Annotated in this window: 14 protein-coding genes; 5 read left to right on the top strand and 9 right to left on the bottom strand. The window is 42.8% G+C overall.

What is annotated here, in order from left to right; genetic code table 11:
• The first annotated feature begins 372 nt into the window (after positions 1-372).
• Positions 373-1,785 (top strand): pyruvate kinase PykF, encoded by a 1,413-nt coding sequence (gene pykF / locus KP803_RS03260; protein WP_248007415.1) that lies wholly within the window; start codon positions 373-375, stop codon positions 1,783-1,785.
• A gap of 114 nt (positions 1,786-1,899) precedes the next feature.
• Here the strand turns inward: pykF and KP803_RS03255 are convergent, their stop codons facing one another.
• The 3 genes from KP803_RS03255 to KP803_RS03245 form a co-directional block, all read right to left on the bottom strand.
• Entirely contained in the window at positions 1,900-3,783 is a 1,884-nt protein-coding gene (locus KP803_RS03255; RefSeq protein WP_248007414.1) for a sensor domain-containing diguanylate cyclase, read from the bottom strand.
• Positions 3,784-3,870: 87 nt separating this feature from the next.
• The gene (locus KP803_RS03250) at positions 3,871-4,566 is read right to left on the bottom strand and encodes an oxidative stress defense protein (protein WP_248007413.1); all 696 of its coding nucleotides are present in this window, start codon (positions 4,564-4,566) and stop codon (positions 3,871-3,873) included.
• 170 nt (positions 4,567-4,736) lie between these two features.
• The gene (locus tag KP803_RS03245) at positions 4,737-5,654 is read right to left on the bottom strand and encodes a LysR family transcriptional regulator (RefSeq protein WP_248007412.1); all 918 of its coding nucleotides are present in this window, start codon (positions 5,652-5,654) and stop codon (positions 4,737-4,739) included.
• A 109-nt stretch (positions 5,655-5,763) separates the two neighbouring features.
• Here KP803_RS03245 and KP803_RS03240 point away from each other — a divergent pair, with 109 nt between their 5' ends.
• Together KP803_RS03240 and KP803_RS03235 are read left to right on the top strand one after the other, a co-directional pair.
• Positions 5,764-7,824, top strand: coding sequence for an alkyl/aryl-sulfatase (locus tag KP803_RS03240; protein ID WP_248007411.1), 2,061 nt, complete (start codon positions 5,764-5,766; stop codon positions 7,822-7,824).
• A 132-nt stretch (positions 7,825-7,956) separates the two neighbouring features.
• Positions 7,957-8,472: a hypothetical protein gene (locus KP803_RS03235; RefSeq protein WP_248007410.1), complete on the top strand. Its 516-nt coding sequence runs from the start codon at positions 7,957-7,959 to the stop codon at positions 8,470-8,472.
• Positions 8,473-8,570: 98 nt separating this feature from the next.
• Here KP803_RS03235 and mscS read toward each other — a convergent pair whose 3' ends face one another.
• The 4 genes from mscS to epd form a co-directional block, all read right to left on the bottom strand.
• Complete coding sequence (mscS, locus tag KP803_RS03230; RefSeq protein WP_248007409.1) at positions 8,571-9,434, bottom strand: small-conductance mechanosensitive channel MscS; 864 nt, start codon at positions 9,432-9,434, stop codon at positions 8,571-8,573.
• A 304-nt stretch (positions 9,435-9,738) separates the two neighbouring features.
• Positions 9,739-10,815, bottom strand: a complete 1,077-nt coding sequence (gene fbaA, locus KP803_RS03225; protein WP_248007408.1) for a class II fructose-bisphosphate aldolase — start codon at positions 10,813-10,815, stop codon at positions 9,739-9,741.
• Between the two features lie 137 nt (positions 10,816-10,952).
• On the bottom strand, positions 10,953-12,116 hold the full coding sequence (locus KP803_RS03220) for a phosphoglycerate kinase (RefSeq protein ID WP_248007407.1): 1,164 nt from the start codon (positions 12,114-12,116) through the stop codon (positions 10,953-10,955).
• 156 nt (positions 12,117-12,272) lie between these two features.
• Positions 12,273-13,304 (bottom strand): erythrose-4-phosphate dehydrogenase, encoded by a 1,032-nt coding sequence (epd, locus tag KP803_RS03215; protein ID WP_248007406.1) that lies wholly within the window; start codon positions 13,302-13,304, stop codon positions 12,273-12,275.
• Positions 13,305-13,534: 230 nt separating this feature from the next.
• On the opposite strand from epd, the gene KP803_RS03210 reads away from it, so the two are divergent.
• Positions 13,535-13,768 (top strand): hypothetical protein, encoded by a 234-nt coding sequence (locus KP803_RS03210; protein WP_017035143.1) that lies wholly within the window; start codon positions 13,535-13,537, stop codon positions 13,766-13,768.
• Positions 13,769-13,828: 60 nt separating this feature from the next.
• Here the strand turns inward: KP803_RS03210 and rraB are convergent, their stop codons facing one another.
• On the bottom strand, positions 13,829-14,248 hold the full coding sequence (gene rraB / locus KP803_RS03205) for a ribonuclease E inhibitor RraB (RefSeq protein WP_248007405.1): 420 nt from the start codon (positions 14,246-14,248) through the stop codon (positions 13,829-13,831).
• A 561-nt stretch (positions 14,249-14,809) separates the two neighbouring features.
• Between rraB and arcA the strand changes: the two genes are divergently transcribed.
• A complete protein-coding gene (arcA, locus tag KP803_RS03200; protein WP_248007404.1) occupies positions 14,810-16,048 on the top strand; it encodes an arginine deiminase in 1,239 nt (412 codons plus the stop codon).
• A gap of 122 nt (positions 16,049-16,170) precedes the next feature.
• On the opposite strand, the gene tldD is transcribed toward arcA, so the two are convergent.
• A complete protein-coding gene (gene tldD / locus KP803_RS03195) occupies positions 16,171-17,616 on the bottom strand; it encodes a metalloprotease TldD (protein WP_248007403.1) in 1,446 nt (481 codons plus the stop codon).
• Between the last annotated feature and the right edge of the window lie 5 nt (positions 17,617-17,621).

Raw genomic sequence — 17,621 nt, 5'->3', positions numbered from 1 at the left:
GAAAAGCGTCTATTTATTTCGATCTAAAAAATAAATATTTCATAACAAAACCTTGTCCTAAGACAACTCTAGACCGTGATATTGAATTGATTCGGTGGTAGAATTGCGCCCGAAAAGAAAATTAATTACAGAATTAGTCGTAATTTGTTTGAAAACTTACTCACCTAAAGTGGGTTAAGTCACAGAAAACCGAGATTCATGTGCTTTTGCTAGGTCATAAAATGACTAAATGAAGTGAAAGACTTACAAGAATGATGTAGTTAATTAAAAACCGATGAGTTTTAGCTAAATAAGAAGCGCTAAACGCTGGTTCTACATTAAAAATACCAACCAATTTCAAATTGAAACAATACTTACCGGAGAGTATCTTCCATGAAAAAGACTAAAATCGTATGTACGATCGGTCCTAAAACAGAATCTGTAGAGAAGCTAACTGAACTAGTTGATGCAGGCATGAACGTAATGCGCCTGAACTTCTCTCACGGTGACTTTGCTGAGCACGGCACTCGTATTGCGAACTTCCGTTCAGTAATGGAAACTAAAGGTGAGCAACTTGCTATCCTTCTAGACACTAAAGGTCCAGAAATCCGCACGATCAAACTAGACGGCGGCAATGACGTTGACCTAGTAGCTGGTCAAGAGTTCACTTTCACAACTGACGCTTCAGTTGTAGGTAATAAAGACGTTGTTGCTGTTACTTACCTAGGTTTTGCTAAAGACCTAACGGCAGGTAACACTATCCTAGTAGACGACGGTCTAATCGAAATGGAAGTTATCTCAACGTCTGAAACTGAAGTTAAGTGTAAAGTTCTTAACAACGGTGCTCTAGGCGAAAACAAAGGTGTTAACCTTCCTGGCGTTTCTGTTCAACTTCCAGCTCTTTCTGAAAAAGACAAAGCTGACCTTAAATTTGGTTGTGAGCAAGGCGTTGATTTCGTTGCTGCTTCTTTCATCCGTAAAGAAGAAGATGTTAAAGAAATCCGTGCTCTTCTAAACGCTAACGGCGGCGAAAGCATCCACATCATTTCTAAGATTGAAAACCAAGAAGGTGTTGATAACTTCGATTCTATTCTTGAAGCTTCTGACGGCATCATGGTTGCTCGTGGCGATCTAGGTGTTGAAATCCCAGCTGAAGAAGTAATCTTCGCTCAAAAAATGATGATCGAGAAGTGTAACCGTGCACGTAAGATGGTTATCACTGCAACTCAAATGCTTGATTCAATGATCAGCAACCCACGTCCAACTCGTGCTGAAGCGGGCGACGTTGCGAACGCTATCATGGACGGTACTGATGCAGTAATGCTTTCTGGTGAAACAGCTAAAGGTAAGTACCCTGTTGAAGCGGTAACGATCATGGCTCAAATCGCTAACCGTACAGACAGCGCTCTTAAAGCTGAACTAGGTTCTCGTCTAGACAGCCCTCGTCTACGTATCACTGAAGCAGTATGTAAAGGTGCGGTAGACACAGCTGAGAAACTAGCAGCTCCACTTATCGTTGTTGCAACTGAAGGCGGTAAATCTGCACGTTCAGTACGTAAGTACTTCCCAACTGCAAACATTCTTGCTCTTACTACAAACAAGAAAACTGCAGCACAACTAGTACTAACGAAAGGTGTTAAGCCAGTTCTTGTTGATTCAATCGAGAGCACTGACGCTTTCTACATCAACGGTAAGACAATTGCTCTTGAGTCTGGTCTTGGTAAGAAAGGCGATATCGTACTAATGGTTTCTGGTGCACTTGTTGCTTCAGGTACTACTAACACAGCTTCTGTACACGTTCTTTAAGAACTGACTCAGTTTCTGATGTAAAAAAAGAGAGCTTCGGCTCTCTTTTTTATTGCTTACTATATAGATCACAAAGACTTTGTTATCTAGAAAGCTAAGTGCCCTCTCTATCTATTAAGCACTCAGTCGCTGGTCACTTTTCACTATAGCCAATTGATTGCGCCCTAGCGCCTTCGCTTTATAAAGAGCAATATCCGCTCTCTTATAAGAGTCAGTACTGTTTGCCGTTAAATCAGTATAGCCACCACTTACCGTCACTGGTACATCAATACTTTCCTCGACTGACGAGCGCAACCTTTCCAATACAGGTACCGCCTCTTCAATTGATGTATTCGGTAATATCACGGCGAACTCTTCCCCACCGATGCGTGCAATCATATCGGTTTGTCTCAAATTAGATTGAAGTGTTTGAGCGACGACACGAATGACTCGATCTCCTTCATCATGCCCTTTCTCATCATTAACGCGCTTGAAAAAATCAATATCAAACAGAGCCAAACATACGGGTGAACGTTCTTCATAACGCTCAACTATTTGTGCATGGCTCAATAATGCTCGTTCAAACTTACGACGATTAAACAAACTCGTCAGCTCATCCTTTTCACTCAATATTCGCAGCTGATTTTCAAGTTGCTTGCGTTCGGTAATATCAACAAACGTCGTAATATAATAATCGAGCTCTTCGGTCATAGTTCGTATCGCTTGAACCCGAGTGATTAACGTTGAAGGCGTTTCTGATGAGCGATTGGTCACCACTTCCCCTTCCCAAACACTTTGAGTATTCAATAGTTCACAGACTTCAATAAGCTGTTTTACCGTCGTGGCATCCCCAACAAGTTCATAAGCATTCTTATTTAGTGCTTCATCCTGAGAGAACCCTGTTAAACGGGTAAAGGCATTATTCACCATCACAACCTGATGCTTTGTATCAGTAATGACCACAGCAGACATACCATCAATGGCCGCTCGAGCTAACTTACTTTCAAGATTGCGTCGCTTGTAATGTAAAAACGTAAATACGGTTGGAACTGCGAAGAGCAGCATCACGAGAAAGACTAAAGTAACTTCCTGATACAAGCTGATCAGATCTCGAGAGAGGCGCTTATCCAATACTTCTTTATTAGCCTGTACAACAATGAAAATAGATTGTGTAGAAGAAGCCTCCAATCGTCTGAAGACAAATAAGTTTCCATTCTCAATGGTGTAACCTGAAACTGCACTTTGCAATTGTTGCCATACTCTTGGCCGTTCTACCGACAAGTTATACCCTGCTCGCCTCTCGATAAGGTGACCATGAAGTTTATTTCTTCGATGACTATCAATGTAATAGCCTTTCTCACTGATCAGTTCCGGCCGAAACTCACGACTAAAGCCATCGTGAAGACGGGAAGAGATATAGCCAATATCAAGATTAAGAACCAGATACCCTGCTTTCTCTTGCATATCCATAACTGGTGTAATAATCCTAAAAATGGGGATATTAATCGGAGAGATCGAGTCGTGCTCTTCTTCGATATCAACCCCCCAAGATCCTATCTGGCGCTCTGACAGTGACTGAGCCAGATGAAAATATTCACGATGACTTTCATTACCGAGCTCGATTGAGGCTTTTGCGTCTTCAGTTATGAGCGAGTAATTAACTTTGACTCGCTCTTCGCCAAGCGCGTCAACATAACGGATAGCTGGAGACCATTTTTGGTTCGCCATCGTTGACTTCCAACTCTCTTCTAAACTCTGTTTATTAAATAGTGTGGGGGAAAAAATATAGTCATGCATCGCTCGACTATTCGATAGTAACTCAGCGATAGACGTTACTTGGGAACGTAGAAATCGGTACTCTCGGTGGGTATAGGAAATTTGCTCCATCGCCTCATTAACACTTTGCTCAAGGCTTTCCTGTTTCACTGCTTGGTAGCGCTGCGAGTAATACAGCATAGTGATTACAACCAAAACAAAACTGGTTATAAAGAACGGAACGATGGTTTTATAAAATTTCATTAGTAAATGGATAATTCCAATAAGGCGCAGCGGTAGGAATAAAAAAAGTGGCGCATTTGCACCACTTCTTCTTAAGAAAATAAGCAGTTAGTCTTTAAGTTTATAAATAACATCCACTCTATCTCGGATAACTAGAGTGGAATCTTGATAGCTATTGCTTTCAGCCTTAGCGTCCATAGACACCGAGCGCATGAGCACCGGTTGAGAGCTTGGCATATTATAATCAATACGCCATACGCCACCAAGTTCCTGCTCAAAGCCTGTTGCTAGGGAGCGTGCTTTTGAATTGGCATCTTTAATCGCTTCAAGGCGAGCCTGCTGCTGATATTTCACTTCATCGCGAACTTTCAGACGAATAGTATCAACCTGGTTAATACCTTCACTCAAGGCGATATCTAAATATTGATTGAGGTTTGCAAGATCTTCGACTTTAACTGTCATCGTGCGAGAAGCTCGATAGCCAACTAATTCCGGCTTGCCCTTTTTGGGATAATGGTACTGAGGGGTTAAATAGAGATTTGAACTATTAATACTATCAGGCGATACGCCTTGGTCGGTGAGCTTTCCAATAAACCCACTCACGACGTTATCAACAAGCAGCTTTGCTTGCTCTGCCGTCATCGTCGACTCAACGACTTTCACTGTGAATTCAGCCATATCTGGCGTCGCGGTGACCTCTCCATATCCAGTCGTAACAAGGTGTGGAAAGCTTGGGGCATTGGCAGAGACATTTACGCTCATTAAACCGCTAAGAGCCAACGTCAAAATAGGTAATATTTTCATCTTTACTACTCTGATAGATTTATCACCTACATAATAGGCAAATGGTGAACATTGGCTACCATTTAAGCAATTACTGACACAATTTTTACCTAGCCTCTTCTGAAGTTAGCCTTGTCGAATTAATCTTGTGAATAAGCCTTATTGAATCAACTTTGTTCAATCCATTTCTGTTACGTATTTTCTTTGTTAATAGCAATTTGTAATAACTCGCCAACCGTTTTACGAAGCCATCGATGCGCAGGGCTATTTTCTGCACGCTTATGCCAGATGAGGTGATGAGTCGCGAGCTCGCTCTTAAATGGCAAAGGCTGAACATTCAGTCCCATCGTTTCAGCGTACATATCGGCAAGACTTTGGGTAACGATGGTCACGTTATGCGTACGAGACGCCATTGCCATGGCGGATAACATCGAGTCCGAATCCGCGACAATGGTTCTGTTTGATACTTTCTCTTTAGCAAAGTAATCAACGATTCTCATTTTTGCACGCCTCAAGTTCTGCACAATATGACCACAACTGAAATACTCTTCCGGCGTCATCTCTTTGTTTGCTAAGGGGTGATCTTTACTGATAACCATCACCAGCTCTTCACTAAACAGTTCACTTGAACTAAATGAAGGCAATAAATTATCCAGTAGATCAACCACCAAATCCGTTTGATTTTCGATCAAGCTTTTTGATACTTCTTCATCTGACGCTGGCGCAATGGAAACCGATAGCTCGCAAGCCGCAAGTTTAGGATGTTTCAGTAAAGGAAGAAGAAGATGCTGAATAGGTTCACTCAAAGTGACATGAAATTTATGTGCACTCTGAGGATCAAATTCCAGAACCTGATCAAGCGCCTGATCTATGATGCCTGTCGCCATTTCTAATTGTTCAGCAAGGAGGTTTGCTGAAACGGTTGGGGCAATTCCTCTCCCTTTGCGAATAAACAATGTCACACCTAGGTTCTCCTGTAAGCGCTTTAATGCATTGCTTACACCAGGCTGTGTCATATTGAGCACCTCAGCCGCTGTCGTTATCGAGCCAAGGCGGTAGACTTCAATAAAGACACTAAATAGGTTCCAGTCTATTTTTTTCTTTTCCATCAATACATCACCACTGAGAATGTTTTAACGAAATTTTACTTTATGTATATAAATGTTTCATCTGTTTATTATTACCTCAATCCAATACGAATACTTCTTCGAGGTTAAGATGAAAAATACCACATTAAACAAATCAGTTATCGCTCTTGCTGTTATCATTGCGCTTCCAGCAACGGCGGCATCTAATAAGCCTGTTGGCGATATTAGCGCTAACGGTAAGCCAGCGTCAGAGCACACGGCGACTGCCAACCATAAGCTTGCAGCAGAACTTAACTTTGAAGATGTTCGTGCATTTGAGAACAATGACAAAGGCTTAATTACCCCACTTACTGAAGCAACTCGCAAGAGCCTAAGTGATCGATTCTCGCACCTGCATAAAGGTCAAACGATTGCAGCTGATGCACCAGATACGGTAAACCCATCACTATGGCGACAAGCGCAACTTAACCACGCTGCTGGCGGATTGTATGAAATTCGTGAAGGTATTTATCAAGTTCGTGGGACCGACCTTTCTTCTGCATCCTTCATTCGTAGTGAGTCAGGCTGGATCGTCTACGATGTTCTGCTAACTAAAGAAGCGATGGCTGCTTCACTAGAATTCTTTCTAGACAACGTGCCTGAAGGTGGCGATCTTCCCGTTGTTGCTATGATTTACTCACACAGCCATGCCGACCACTTTGGTGGTTCAAAAGCGATTCAAGAACGCTTCCCTAATGTAAAAACGTACGCCCCTCATGGCTTTATTAAAGAGACGATTGATGAAAACGTACTAGCGGGCAATGCGATGTCTCGCCGTACCGCGTATCAATATGGTGGCACACTAGGCAAAGCGTCGGAAACTGGCGCTATCGATGCCGCATTGGCAAACGGCCTCTCTTCTGGCGCTATCACTCTAGTTGCACCGGATGTGACTTTCCCAAGCGGCGAAGATCAAAAGTTCTTCACCACTGAAATTGATGGCCTTGAGTTCGTCTTTATGGATACAGCCGGTACAGAAGCGCCAGCGGGCAGTACCGCATTTATTCCATCAATGAACGCACTTTGGACTGGCGAAATGATGTACCACGGCATGCACAACGTATACACACTGCGTGGCGCTAAAGTTCGTGATTCACTGAAATGGTCAAAAGACATCAACGAAATGATCAATGCATGGGGCGGTGACATTGAGTACCTATTCGGCTCTCACTCATCACCTATCTGGGGCAATGAAGAAATTGCTGAATTCATGAAGCTTCAGCGTGACAATTATGGCTTTGTTCATAACCAAACTCTTCGCCTAGCGAACAACGGCATGGTGATGCAAGACATTGGTGCGAAGATTAATGATGAGCTGCCTGAATCCATCAAAAACTCTTGGCACACGAACGGCTATCACGGTACTTACAGCCACAATGCTCGTGCGGTATACAACATGTACCTAGGCTACTTCGATATGAACCCAGCCAACCTAAACCCGCTTCCTGTTCAAGAAGAAGCAGAAAAGTTCGTTGAATACATGGGTGGTGCAGATGCCGTTGTTGAACGTGCAAAGAATGACTTTAGTGAAGGTAACTATCGCTTTGTTTCAACCGCTCTAAACAAAGTGGTTATCGCACAACCTGAGCACAAAGAAGCACGTAAACTGCTGGCAGATAGCTACGAGCAGCAAGGCTACCAAGCGGAAGGGGCTGGTTGGCGTAACATCTACCTAACAGGTGCCCAAGAGCTTCGTATCGGTACGATGCCAGGCGCACCAAAGACAGCGTCTCCGGATGTTCTTTCTGAAATGACAGTGACTAACTTACTTGACTACTTAGCAGTTCAAGTTGTCGCAACTAAAGCGGATAAAACACCGTTTACCATGAACGTTAATGTTCCTGACATCGGGGAAAAACACTTTGTTGAGATGTCTCACGGTAACTTAAACAACGTGATGACCACTGAACTTAACGAGAATGCCGACGCTACGCTTCATGTTAATAAGGCGGATTTGACGAAAATTCTTCTTGGTCAAGCAACCATGGCAGAATTGCTGAAATCAGGCAGTGCTGGAATCACTGGTGATGCGACAGTTCTAGAAAAAATGAAACAATCTATGGTTCGCTTTGACGATAAATTTGAAATCGTACCTCGCCCCGCGAAAGGGCAAGAAGTCGATGCTGATATCTACCGTCCTCTCGGTCATTAAATATCATTAAGTTATTGGTTTAACCGCTACTAGGACAACAATATAAGGCCATGACAACATGGCCTTTTCTCTTCAAAAGTACTCATCACTATTTGTTTCTCCGCATGGATAACCACACGCTAGAGGTTCATTATGAAATCTAAACTGACGACAACACTGCTCACTGCTCTACTTGGGTTTTCATCGGCGAATACCATCGCATGTGGCATTGATGGCGGCGCTTTCTTTCAAACGATAGGAACCATGCCTTCGGGAACATTCAGTGTTGCTCTTGCGATTAATGAAGCAAAAGAAAATCAACAGATTGTCATTGCTGAAAAGCACTCTCAACGCTTGGATATGGTGTTGTGGCAAGTGCAGCAACGATTGAAACCTCATTATCAAGGCGAAGAGTTTGAAGTGACCATTTATGATATTGCTGGCAATCACTTCCTTAACATCAAAGCCGATGGAAACTCATTAAGTAGCGCCGCTCATGAACTACCAAAAGAAGGGGAAGAGATCGTATTTGGTGTTACTGATGCATCGGTTCTATTTGCTCTTGCTACAGATGAACTAAGTTTTAGCCAAGCTCAAGAGATGGGAGTATGGACTAGTGAAGAAGGTTCTGAAGCATTTAATAGCTTACTTCACGCAGCCTTTGGTTAAGAAAAATTAGTTACATAAAAAGAGGCTCCATAGCTGACTTAGCTTTGGAGCCTCTTTTTCCAAACAATAAATGCTATTTAATCATCAACAGTAAAAAGTTAGTCGACTTTATTTAAATGCACATCCATTTGAGGGAATGGGATTTCAATACCATTTTCATCCAATGCAATTTTGATTGCTTTAAGAGAATCAAAGTACACATCCCAATAGTCAGCTGTTTTACACCACGGACGAACGACAAAGTTAACTGAAGAATCAGCAAGTGCACTCACACCAATCTGAATCCCCTTCTCTTCAATAAGACGAGAGTCCGCTTGTAGTGTCTCGCGAATGACCTGCTCTGTCTTTTTAAGATCGGCGCTGTACGACACACCAATAACCAGATCGACACGACGCGTATCATGACGCGAATAGTTAGTGATTGGGCTGCCAATTACGCTACCATTCGGCACAACAACCATTTTATTGTCAGGTGTTGTTAGAACAGTTTGGAAAATCTGAATTGATTCAACTGAGCCTGCAACTCCACCAATCTCCACGTAGTCACCGGATTTGAATGGACGGAAAGCAACAATCAGCACGCCTGCGGCAAAGTTTGAAAGCGAACCTTGCAATGCAAGACCTACCGCTAAACCAGCGGCACCAATAACAGCAACAACGGACGCCGTTTGAACGCCTAGTCGACCTAATGCAGCAATAAGAACAATAACAAACAGTAGATAACGTACTAAACCATGAATAAACTCGACGACAGCTTTATCCATGTCCTTTTTCTTCAGTACTTTAGCAACACTATTGGCCACTGCTTTAACGATCATATTACCGATAAACAGAATGAGTACTGCAGAAATAATGTTTACACCATACTGAACAAATAAGTCAGAATTATTTGTTAACCAAGTTTCCGCTTGAGTTAATCCGTCAACCAAAGGAGTTTCAATCTCCAGTGAACCATCTGCCATAACTTAATCCTCTAAAATTACATCTAATTCGTAAAACCAATGAATACACAAAAGGTCACTGACACACTCAGTTACATTTAGCGTTGATTTTTGGGCACGATATACTGTTTTGGGCGAACTGAAAAGTAAGCGTTTGGTCAATTCTGACCTTACTTACCAAAAGTACGCTCCGTTTGATAACAACCTGTTACAGGTTACGCATAAATGTAATATTTCGCTAGGTTTAATAACGTCTTAGAAATGAATTTTAGGCATAAAAAAACCCGCCAGTGGCGGGTTTTTGAAACGGTTATCGAAGACTAAATTATAGTACGTCGATTGCGTTTAGGTCAGCAAATGCTTTCTCTAGACGTGTAACCATTGAAGCTTGACCTGCACGTAGCCATACGCGTGGATCGTAGTGCTTCTTGTTTGGTTGGTCTTCGCCTTTAGGGTTACCGATTTGACCTTGTAGGTAATCGAAGTTCTCAGCTGAGTAAGTACGGATACCGTCCCATGTTGCCCACTGTGTATCAGTATCGATGTTCATTTTGATAACACCGTAGCCGATAGACTCTTGGATTTCAGCTTCAGAAGAACCAGAACCACCGTGGAATACGAAGTTTAGAGCGTTAGGTGCAATACCGAACTTCTCTGCACAGTATGCTTGAGAATCACGTAGGATAGTTGGAGTAAGTACTACGTTACCTGCTTGGTAAACACCGTGTACGTTGCCGAAAGAAGCAGCGATAGTGAAACGTGGGCTAACAGCGTTTAGGATTTCGTAAGCGTATGCAACATCTTCAGGAGAAGTGTATAGCTCAGATGCGTCCATATCAGTGTTATCAACGCCGTCTTCTTCACCACCAGTACAACCTAGTTCAATCTCAAGCGTCATGTCCATTTTAGCCATGCGCGCTAGGTATTTAGCACAAGTTTCGATGTTCTCTTCTAGAGACTCTTCAGAAAGGTCGATCATGTGAGAAGAGAAAAGAGGCTTACCAGTTTGTGCGAAGAACTCTTCACCCGCGTCTAGTAGACCGTCGATCCACGGAAGAAGTTTCTTAGCAGCGTGGTCAGTGTGTAGAATTACTGGAACACCGTAAGAAGCAGCAACAGCGTGTACGTATTTTGCACCCGCTACAGCGCCAAGGATTTGTGCACCTTGACCTTCAAGTTTAACGCCTTTACCAGCGAAGAAACCAGCACCGCCGTTAGAGAACTGAACAACAACTGGCGCTTTAACTTTAGCAGCAGCTTCTAGAACACCGTTGATTGAATCAGTGTTTACTACGTTTACAGCTGGAAGTGCAAATTTGTGCTCTTTCGCTACTTCAAATACTTTTTGTACGTCATCGCCAGAGATTACACCTGGTTTTACGAAATCGAAGATCTTAGACATGGAATAAGTCCTATTTTCTGTCGTTTTAATTAAAAGATTGCAAACGTTTGCTCACATTGCGCGGCATTCTATCAAAAAATGACCACTTTCAGCAAACGTAAAAAAGGCGAGATAGTATTCCCGCCTAGATTAATTCGTTATGCTTTAGCACGCTCTTCAAGCATTGCTACAGCAGGTAATACTTTACCTTCTACAAACTCAAGGAAAGCGCCGCCGCCTGTTGAGATGTAAGAAACGTCAGCTTTGATACCGAACTTGTCGATAGCCGCTAGCGTATCGCCACCGCCCGCTACAGAGAAACCTGCAGACTCAGCGATTGCTTTAGAAATGCCAGCAGTACCTGCTTCAAAGTTTTTGAATTCAAATACGCCTACTGGGCCATTCCATAGAATAGTTTTCGCGTTGCCGATGATTTCAGCCAGTGCCGCTGTTGAGTCAGGGCCAAGGTCAAAGATCATGTCGTCGTCTTGAACTTCAGAAACATGCTTGATTTCAGCTTCTGCGTTTTCGTCGAATGCTTTTGCACATGCAACGTCAGTAGCAACAGGAATAGCACACTCTTTCATTAGCTTTTGCGCCGTTTCAACAAGGTCAGCTTCGTAAAGAGACTTACCTACGTTGTGGCCTTCAGCAGCGATGAATGTGTTTGCGATACCACCACCAACAACCAGTTGGTCAGCGATTTTAGATAGTGACTCAAGAACCGTCAGCTTAGTTGATACTTTAGAACCACCAACGATAGCAACTAGTGGACGCGCAGGGTTATCCATTGCTTTGCCTAGAGCTTCAAGCTCTGCAGCAAGTAGAGGACCAGCACATGCTACAGGAGCGTGAGTACCAACACCGTGAGTAGATGCTTGTGCACGGTGAGCCGTACCAAATGCGTCCATTACGAAGATGTCACAAAGTGCAGCGTATTGCTTAGAAAGCGCTTCTTCGTTCTTCTTTTCGCCTTTGTTAAAGCGAACGTTTTCAAGAACAACTAGCTCACCAGTGTTTAGCTCTAGGCCATCTAGGTAATCTTTCGCTAGTTTAACGTCGCAATCTAGTGCGTCGTTTAGGTAGTTAACAACAGGTGCTAGAGAGAACTCTTCGTTGTATTCGCCTTCAGTAGGACGACCTAGGTGAGAAGTAACCATTACTTTAGCGCCAGCTTCTAGGCAACGCTTGATTGTTGGTAGTGATGCAAGAATACGTGCATCTGAAGTTACTTTACCGTCTTTTACTGGCACATTAAGGTCAGCACGGATGAAAATGCGTTTACCTGCAAGTTCCAGGTCAGTCATCTTGATTACAGACATGTTTGTCCTCTCAAATTATTTAATAAATAAAGTTTTTGGAAACCCGGCAACCTTGCCGAGCCTAATAATTCTTCAAACTGGTTACTTATATGGAGATACTTCACATTTATTTCAAGTCTCGAAATAAACATTTCTCCACGGCATCCTTTCCATTCTCTAATCGAATTCGGATGCTTGCATTGCGAGCGCGGTATCCAGCATCCGATTCGCAAAGCCCCATTCGTTGTCACACCAAACTAGCATCTTAACAAGGTGCCCATTGCTTACTCGTGTTTGTGAACCATCAACAATCGCGCTATGAGGATCGTGATTAAAGTCGATAGAAACGAGCGGTGCTTCAGTATAGTCAACAATGCCATCTAATGTACACTGAGATGCGTCTAAAATGGTTTGATTTACGTCATTAACTTTCACATTTGTATTAATTGTGACACTTAAATCCATCGCTGTGACGTTTACTGTGGGAACTCTTACAGAAATCGCTTCAAACTTGTTGGAAAATTTCGGAAAAATACGTTCAATGCCTTTATGAAGTTTGGTATCAACCGGAATAATGGATTGACTGGCTGAGCGCGTTCGACGCAAGTCACTATGATAGGCATCGATCACTTGCTGATCATTCATTGAAGAGTGAATGGTTGTGATCGTGCCCGATTCGATACCAAAATGTTCATCAAGCACTTTAATGATGGGAACGATGCAATTCGTCGTACACGATCCGTTAGAGACAATAAGATCACTGGCTTTCAATGTGTCGTGGTTAACACCGTATATAATCGTGTTATCAAGATCATTATCACCTGGATGGGAAAATAGGACTTTCTTTGCACCAGCAGCGATGTGCGCTTCGCCATCGGCTCGACAACCATAGACACCTGTACAATCAAGAACAAGATCCACTTCAAGATCTCGCCACGGCAGCAGGTCGATTTCTGCTAAGTGTAGGATGCGAATAGAGTCAGTTCGGTCTTTATCATGATGGATGTAAAGATGCTCTTGATCATTACTGACCTTTTTACCGAATCGACCATGGCTGGTATCGTACTGAAGTAAATGAGCCATCGCATCTGGCTGGGCTAATTCATTAACAGCAACGACCTTAATTTGATGATCTTTCCCACTTTCATACAGTGCACGCAGAATGTTGCGACCGATACGGCCAAATCCATTGATCGCTACTTTTAACATAATTCCATTGCCTTACTTCACTCGAATCGTCTTCACAAAGTTTGTGCTACAGATACTAACTGATAGTGGTGAAAAGCGCATCAATATCGTGATTTGCGTCGACTAATGTCGATACTCTGTTTGAGCAATCACACCAACATATAGCATATTAATAATTGTGATACTGACGTATTGAGTGTGTGTATTTCTGGCTGTTTCTAACCTAATTTTTCAACCAGAAGGACCGCACTATGTCATACCCAGCTACTCACTTTTGTAAACAATGCAATCAAGACACCAAGCACGGTGAAGTCCTAGTGCGCAAGCCTAGCAGCTACGATACGCAGACAACCATGCGCGGTAGAATCTTACTTTTCTTGAGAGAGTTTATTAACGGCGGGCATTACTACAACATGGATCGTTATGTGACATGTAAAACGTGTGGTCATCGAGAACTCGACAATAAAGGCAATGAATTCGAATAATGAACGCATTAAAAAACCGAGCAGCAGCTCGGTTTTTATTTTTCATCGGACTAAAGCGCGTTATTTTTCGTCTTCTTCGCCTTCATCTTCTTCAACTAGCGCATCTTCACCTTCGTAGTAAGTGCCCCAACCGTCATAAATAATGTCGAATTTCTCAGCAAGGTTCACTAGCTTTTCAACTTGTGCATCAATAGCTTCGGCGTCTAGAACTGACTCCATTGTTGCATCACAGCAAAGTAGTTTTTTGCCATCTTCATCTTCTGTCTCTTCTGCTTCTAAAACTTCAAAACCTAATTTAAAGGCTTCAACTGCCGCTTTTTCTAGCGTTGCAAAATCTTCAGCAAACAGGTGATGTTCAATCTCATACAGCGAGTCTGGTTCACTTCCATCTTCCAACAATGCTTGAATGATATCGCGAGTCTCTTCCTTTTGAATCTCAATTAAGTCTTCTACTGATAGATATTCATCTTCGTGAGACATAGTTTGTGCTCCAGATCGTGTTCATAAAATTGAAAATATTCGCGACGAATTTTCACATGGATCGAAAATAAATACCACCAACAAAACGATCCAGTGTGGATCTTTATCTTTGCTTTATCGTTTTCACCTCGTCGCCCCCTCCTTTAGTCACAATTCCCTAACATTTGTTACGATATTGCTTAATTCAGAGTTTTATCTCTGCTTTGTAACCCTCAATTTTATGCGAATTGTGGGTGAATATGGCCAATTGTTGAATAGTTCAACCAAACCTATTATGAATAAAGATTTAAAGATCATCTCCGTTTGCGGATTTGATGAATATCTATTCGTGATTAACCTCATTATTTTCTTCTATCCTTAAAAGGAGAAACGCATAGACAAGCATTCATCAGTGATCGGTAAGAAAACCTCTATTTGGAGTTTTTATCTAGTTTACATGCAAAAAAAAGAGATAATAGCTCAATAAGTCAGCAGCGATAGATATAAACATCGCTTTTGTCACTTGCATCTTTACAACAAGCTTGTCATTAATACGGGTTGGACTATTAGTAAGGATACGAAATGAGTAAGTTGTACGTTGGATCTGAAGTCGGTCAGTTAAGACGAGTATTATTAAATCGACCTGAGCGCGCGCTCACTCACCTCACCCCATCAAACTGTCACGAGCTGCTGTTTGATGATGTATTAGCGGTAGAAGCTGCAGGTGAAGAGCATGATGCCTTTGCCAAGACTCTTACTAATCAGGGCGTTGAAGTCCTATTACTGCATGATCTGCTTGTCGATACTCTAGCGATTGAGGAAGCAAAACAGTGGCTTTTGAATACTCAAATTTCAGATTTCCGCTACGGCCCTATCTTCGCTCAAGATCTGCGTAATTACTTATCGCAAATGACGAATGATCACTTAGCGACGGTACTACTGGGTGGATTAGCGTATTCTGAATTGAAGATTCAATCATCATCGATGCTGCCTAAGATGCATCGACCACTCGATTTTGTTATTGAGCCCCTGCCTAATCACCTATTTACTCGTGATACCTCTTGCTGGGTTTACGGCGGTGTGTCTCTTAACCCGATGATGAAAGCTGCTCGTCAACGCGAAACCAATCACTTGCGTGCTATCTATCGTTGGCACCCTGTTTTTGCAGGCCAAGACTTTATTCAATACTTCGGTAACGAAGATCTTCACTATGACAATGCCAATATTGAAGGTGGTGATGTACTGGTGATCGGTAATGATGCGGTCTTAATCGGTATTTCCGAGCGAACTACGCCACAAGGGGTTGAAAACTTCGCCGCTAACCTATTTAAGCATGGCCAAGCAAAAGAAGTGATTGCGGTCGATTTGCCTAAACATCGATCTTGTATGCACTTGGATACTGTCATGACACATATGGATATTGATACTTTCTCCGTTTATCCAGAAATTATGCGCAAAGATCTTGATACATGGCGTCTAACACCGAAAAGCTCTGACGATACTTCCTCTGCCGATGCGATGAAAGTGGAGAAAGTCCCGAGTTATATTCACGCGATTGAAAACGCGTTAGATCTCGACTATTTAAAGATCATCACAACAGGTGGTGATAGCTATGAAGCAGAACGTGAACAATGGAATGATGCGAATAATGTTCTGACTGTCAAACCGGGTGTGGTTATTGGTTATGAGCGCAATGTCTACACCAATGAAAAATACGATAAAGCAGGGATTGAGGTATTAACCATTCCTGGAAATGAGTTAGGTCGAGGACGTGGTGGCGCTCGCTGTATGAGTTGTCCGATTGAACGAGATGGGATCTAATTTAGCTTAGTTATCTTAAAGAACTCCTAAAACAAAAAGCAGCGGAAGGTCGTCCCGCTGCTTTTTTTATTTTTCAATTAAAGGGCTTTTCTTTCATGTCCCTTTATTAACAATACTGACTCTTACTCAGTGCCACCAACAGTTAACATATCGAGCTTCAATGTCGGCTGACCAACACCAACAGGGACACTTTGTCCTGCTTTGCCACACACACCTACGCCGCGATCAAGGCTCAAATCATTGCCCACCATAGAAACTTGCTGCATTGCTTCAATACCAGAACCAATTAATGTCGCACCTTTTACGGGATGAGTGATCTTACCATCTTCAATCATGTAGGCTTCAGAGGCTGAGAAAACGAACTTACCAGAGGTAATATCAACCTGACCACCACCAAAGTTAGGTGCATAAAGACCTTTTTTAACCGTCGAGATGATCTCTTCTGGGGAGTGCTCTCCCGGTAGCATGTAAGTATTGGTCATACGAGGCATTGGCAAGTGCGCATAAGATTCACGTCGACCGTTACCTGTTGGCGCAACACCCATCAAACGAGCATTCAGCTTGTCTTGCATGTAGCCTTTCAGCTTGCCGTTCTCAATTAACGTATTGTATTGTCCACTAACACCTTCATCATCGACATTCAACGATCCACGAAGATCTTTTAATGTGCCATCGTCAACGATTGTACAGTGCTTAGATGTCACCATTTCGCCAATCTTGCCAGAAAAAACGGACGACTCTTTACGGTTAAAGTCCCCTTCAAGACCATGCCCTACCGCTTCATGTAACAATACGCCAGGCCAACCGGAACCAAGAACAACTGGCATTGCCCCTGCAGGTGCAGCTACGGCTTCTAGATTGACTAGAGCTTGACGTATTGCTTCATCAGCAAATTGATACGCTACCTGAGCGCCTTCTTGACCAGATAAGAAGAAGTCATAACCAAAACGGCCACCGCCACCTGAACTACCACGCTCACGACGATCGCCTTTTTGTGCTAGAACCGTAATCGATAAACGAACTAATGGGCGAATATCCCCTGCGTAGGTGCCATCAGTGGCTGCGACAAGCATGTTCTCATGAACACCACTGAGACTAATTGAAACTTCTTCAATCAGTGGTTCTTTCGTTCGGATATAAGCATCAAGCTCTTTCAATAATTCTGTTTTTTGTTGTTTTTTCCAGCTTTCTAACGGGTTTACTGCGGAATAATAAGCTTGATTATCATGGCGGCGAAATGCTTTTACTTGCGCATTTTGACCTTGTTGAGCGATACCACGTGCCGCAATTGCACTTTGGGTTAAGCCATCGAGCTGAATTTGGTCTGAATAAGCAAAGCCTGTTTTTTCACCCGAGACAGCACGAACACCGACGCCGCAATCAATATTAAATGACCCATCTTTAATAATGCTGTCTTCAAGCACTAGCGATTCATGCCAGCTTGATTGAAAGTAGATGTCAGCATAATCAATTTGACGAGTGGCAATGCTGGCTAAAGTATCTGAAATATCTTGCTGCGTGAGGCCGGTTGGCGATAACAACGCATCTTCGATTCGGTTTAGGCTCATAATCT

It is taken from the genome of Vibrio amylolyticus (assembly GCF_023145695.1).
GTDB classification, from domain to species: Bacteria; Pseudomonadota; Gammaproteobacteria; order Enterobacterales; family Vibrionaceae; genus Vibrio; species Vibrio amylolyticus.
Note: the sequence above shows the minus strand (reverse complement) of the source record. Positions and strands in the feature narration are given on the sequence as shown.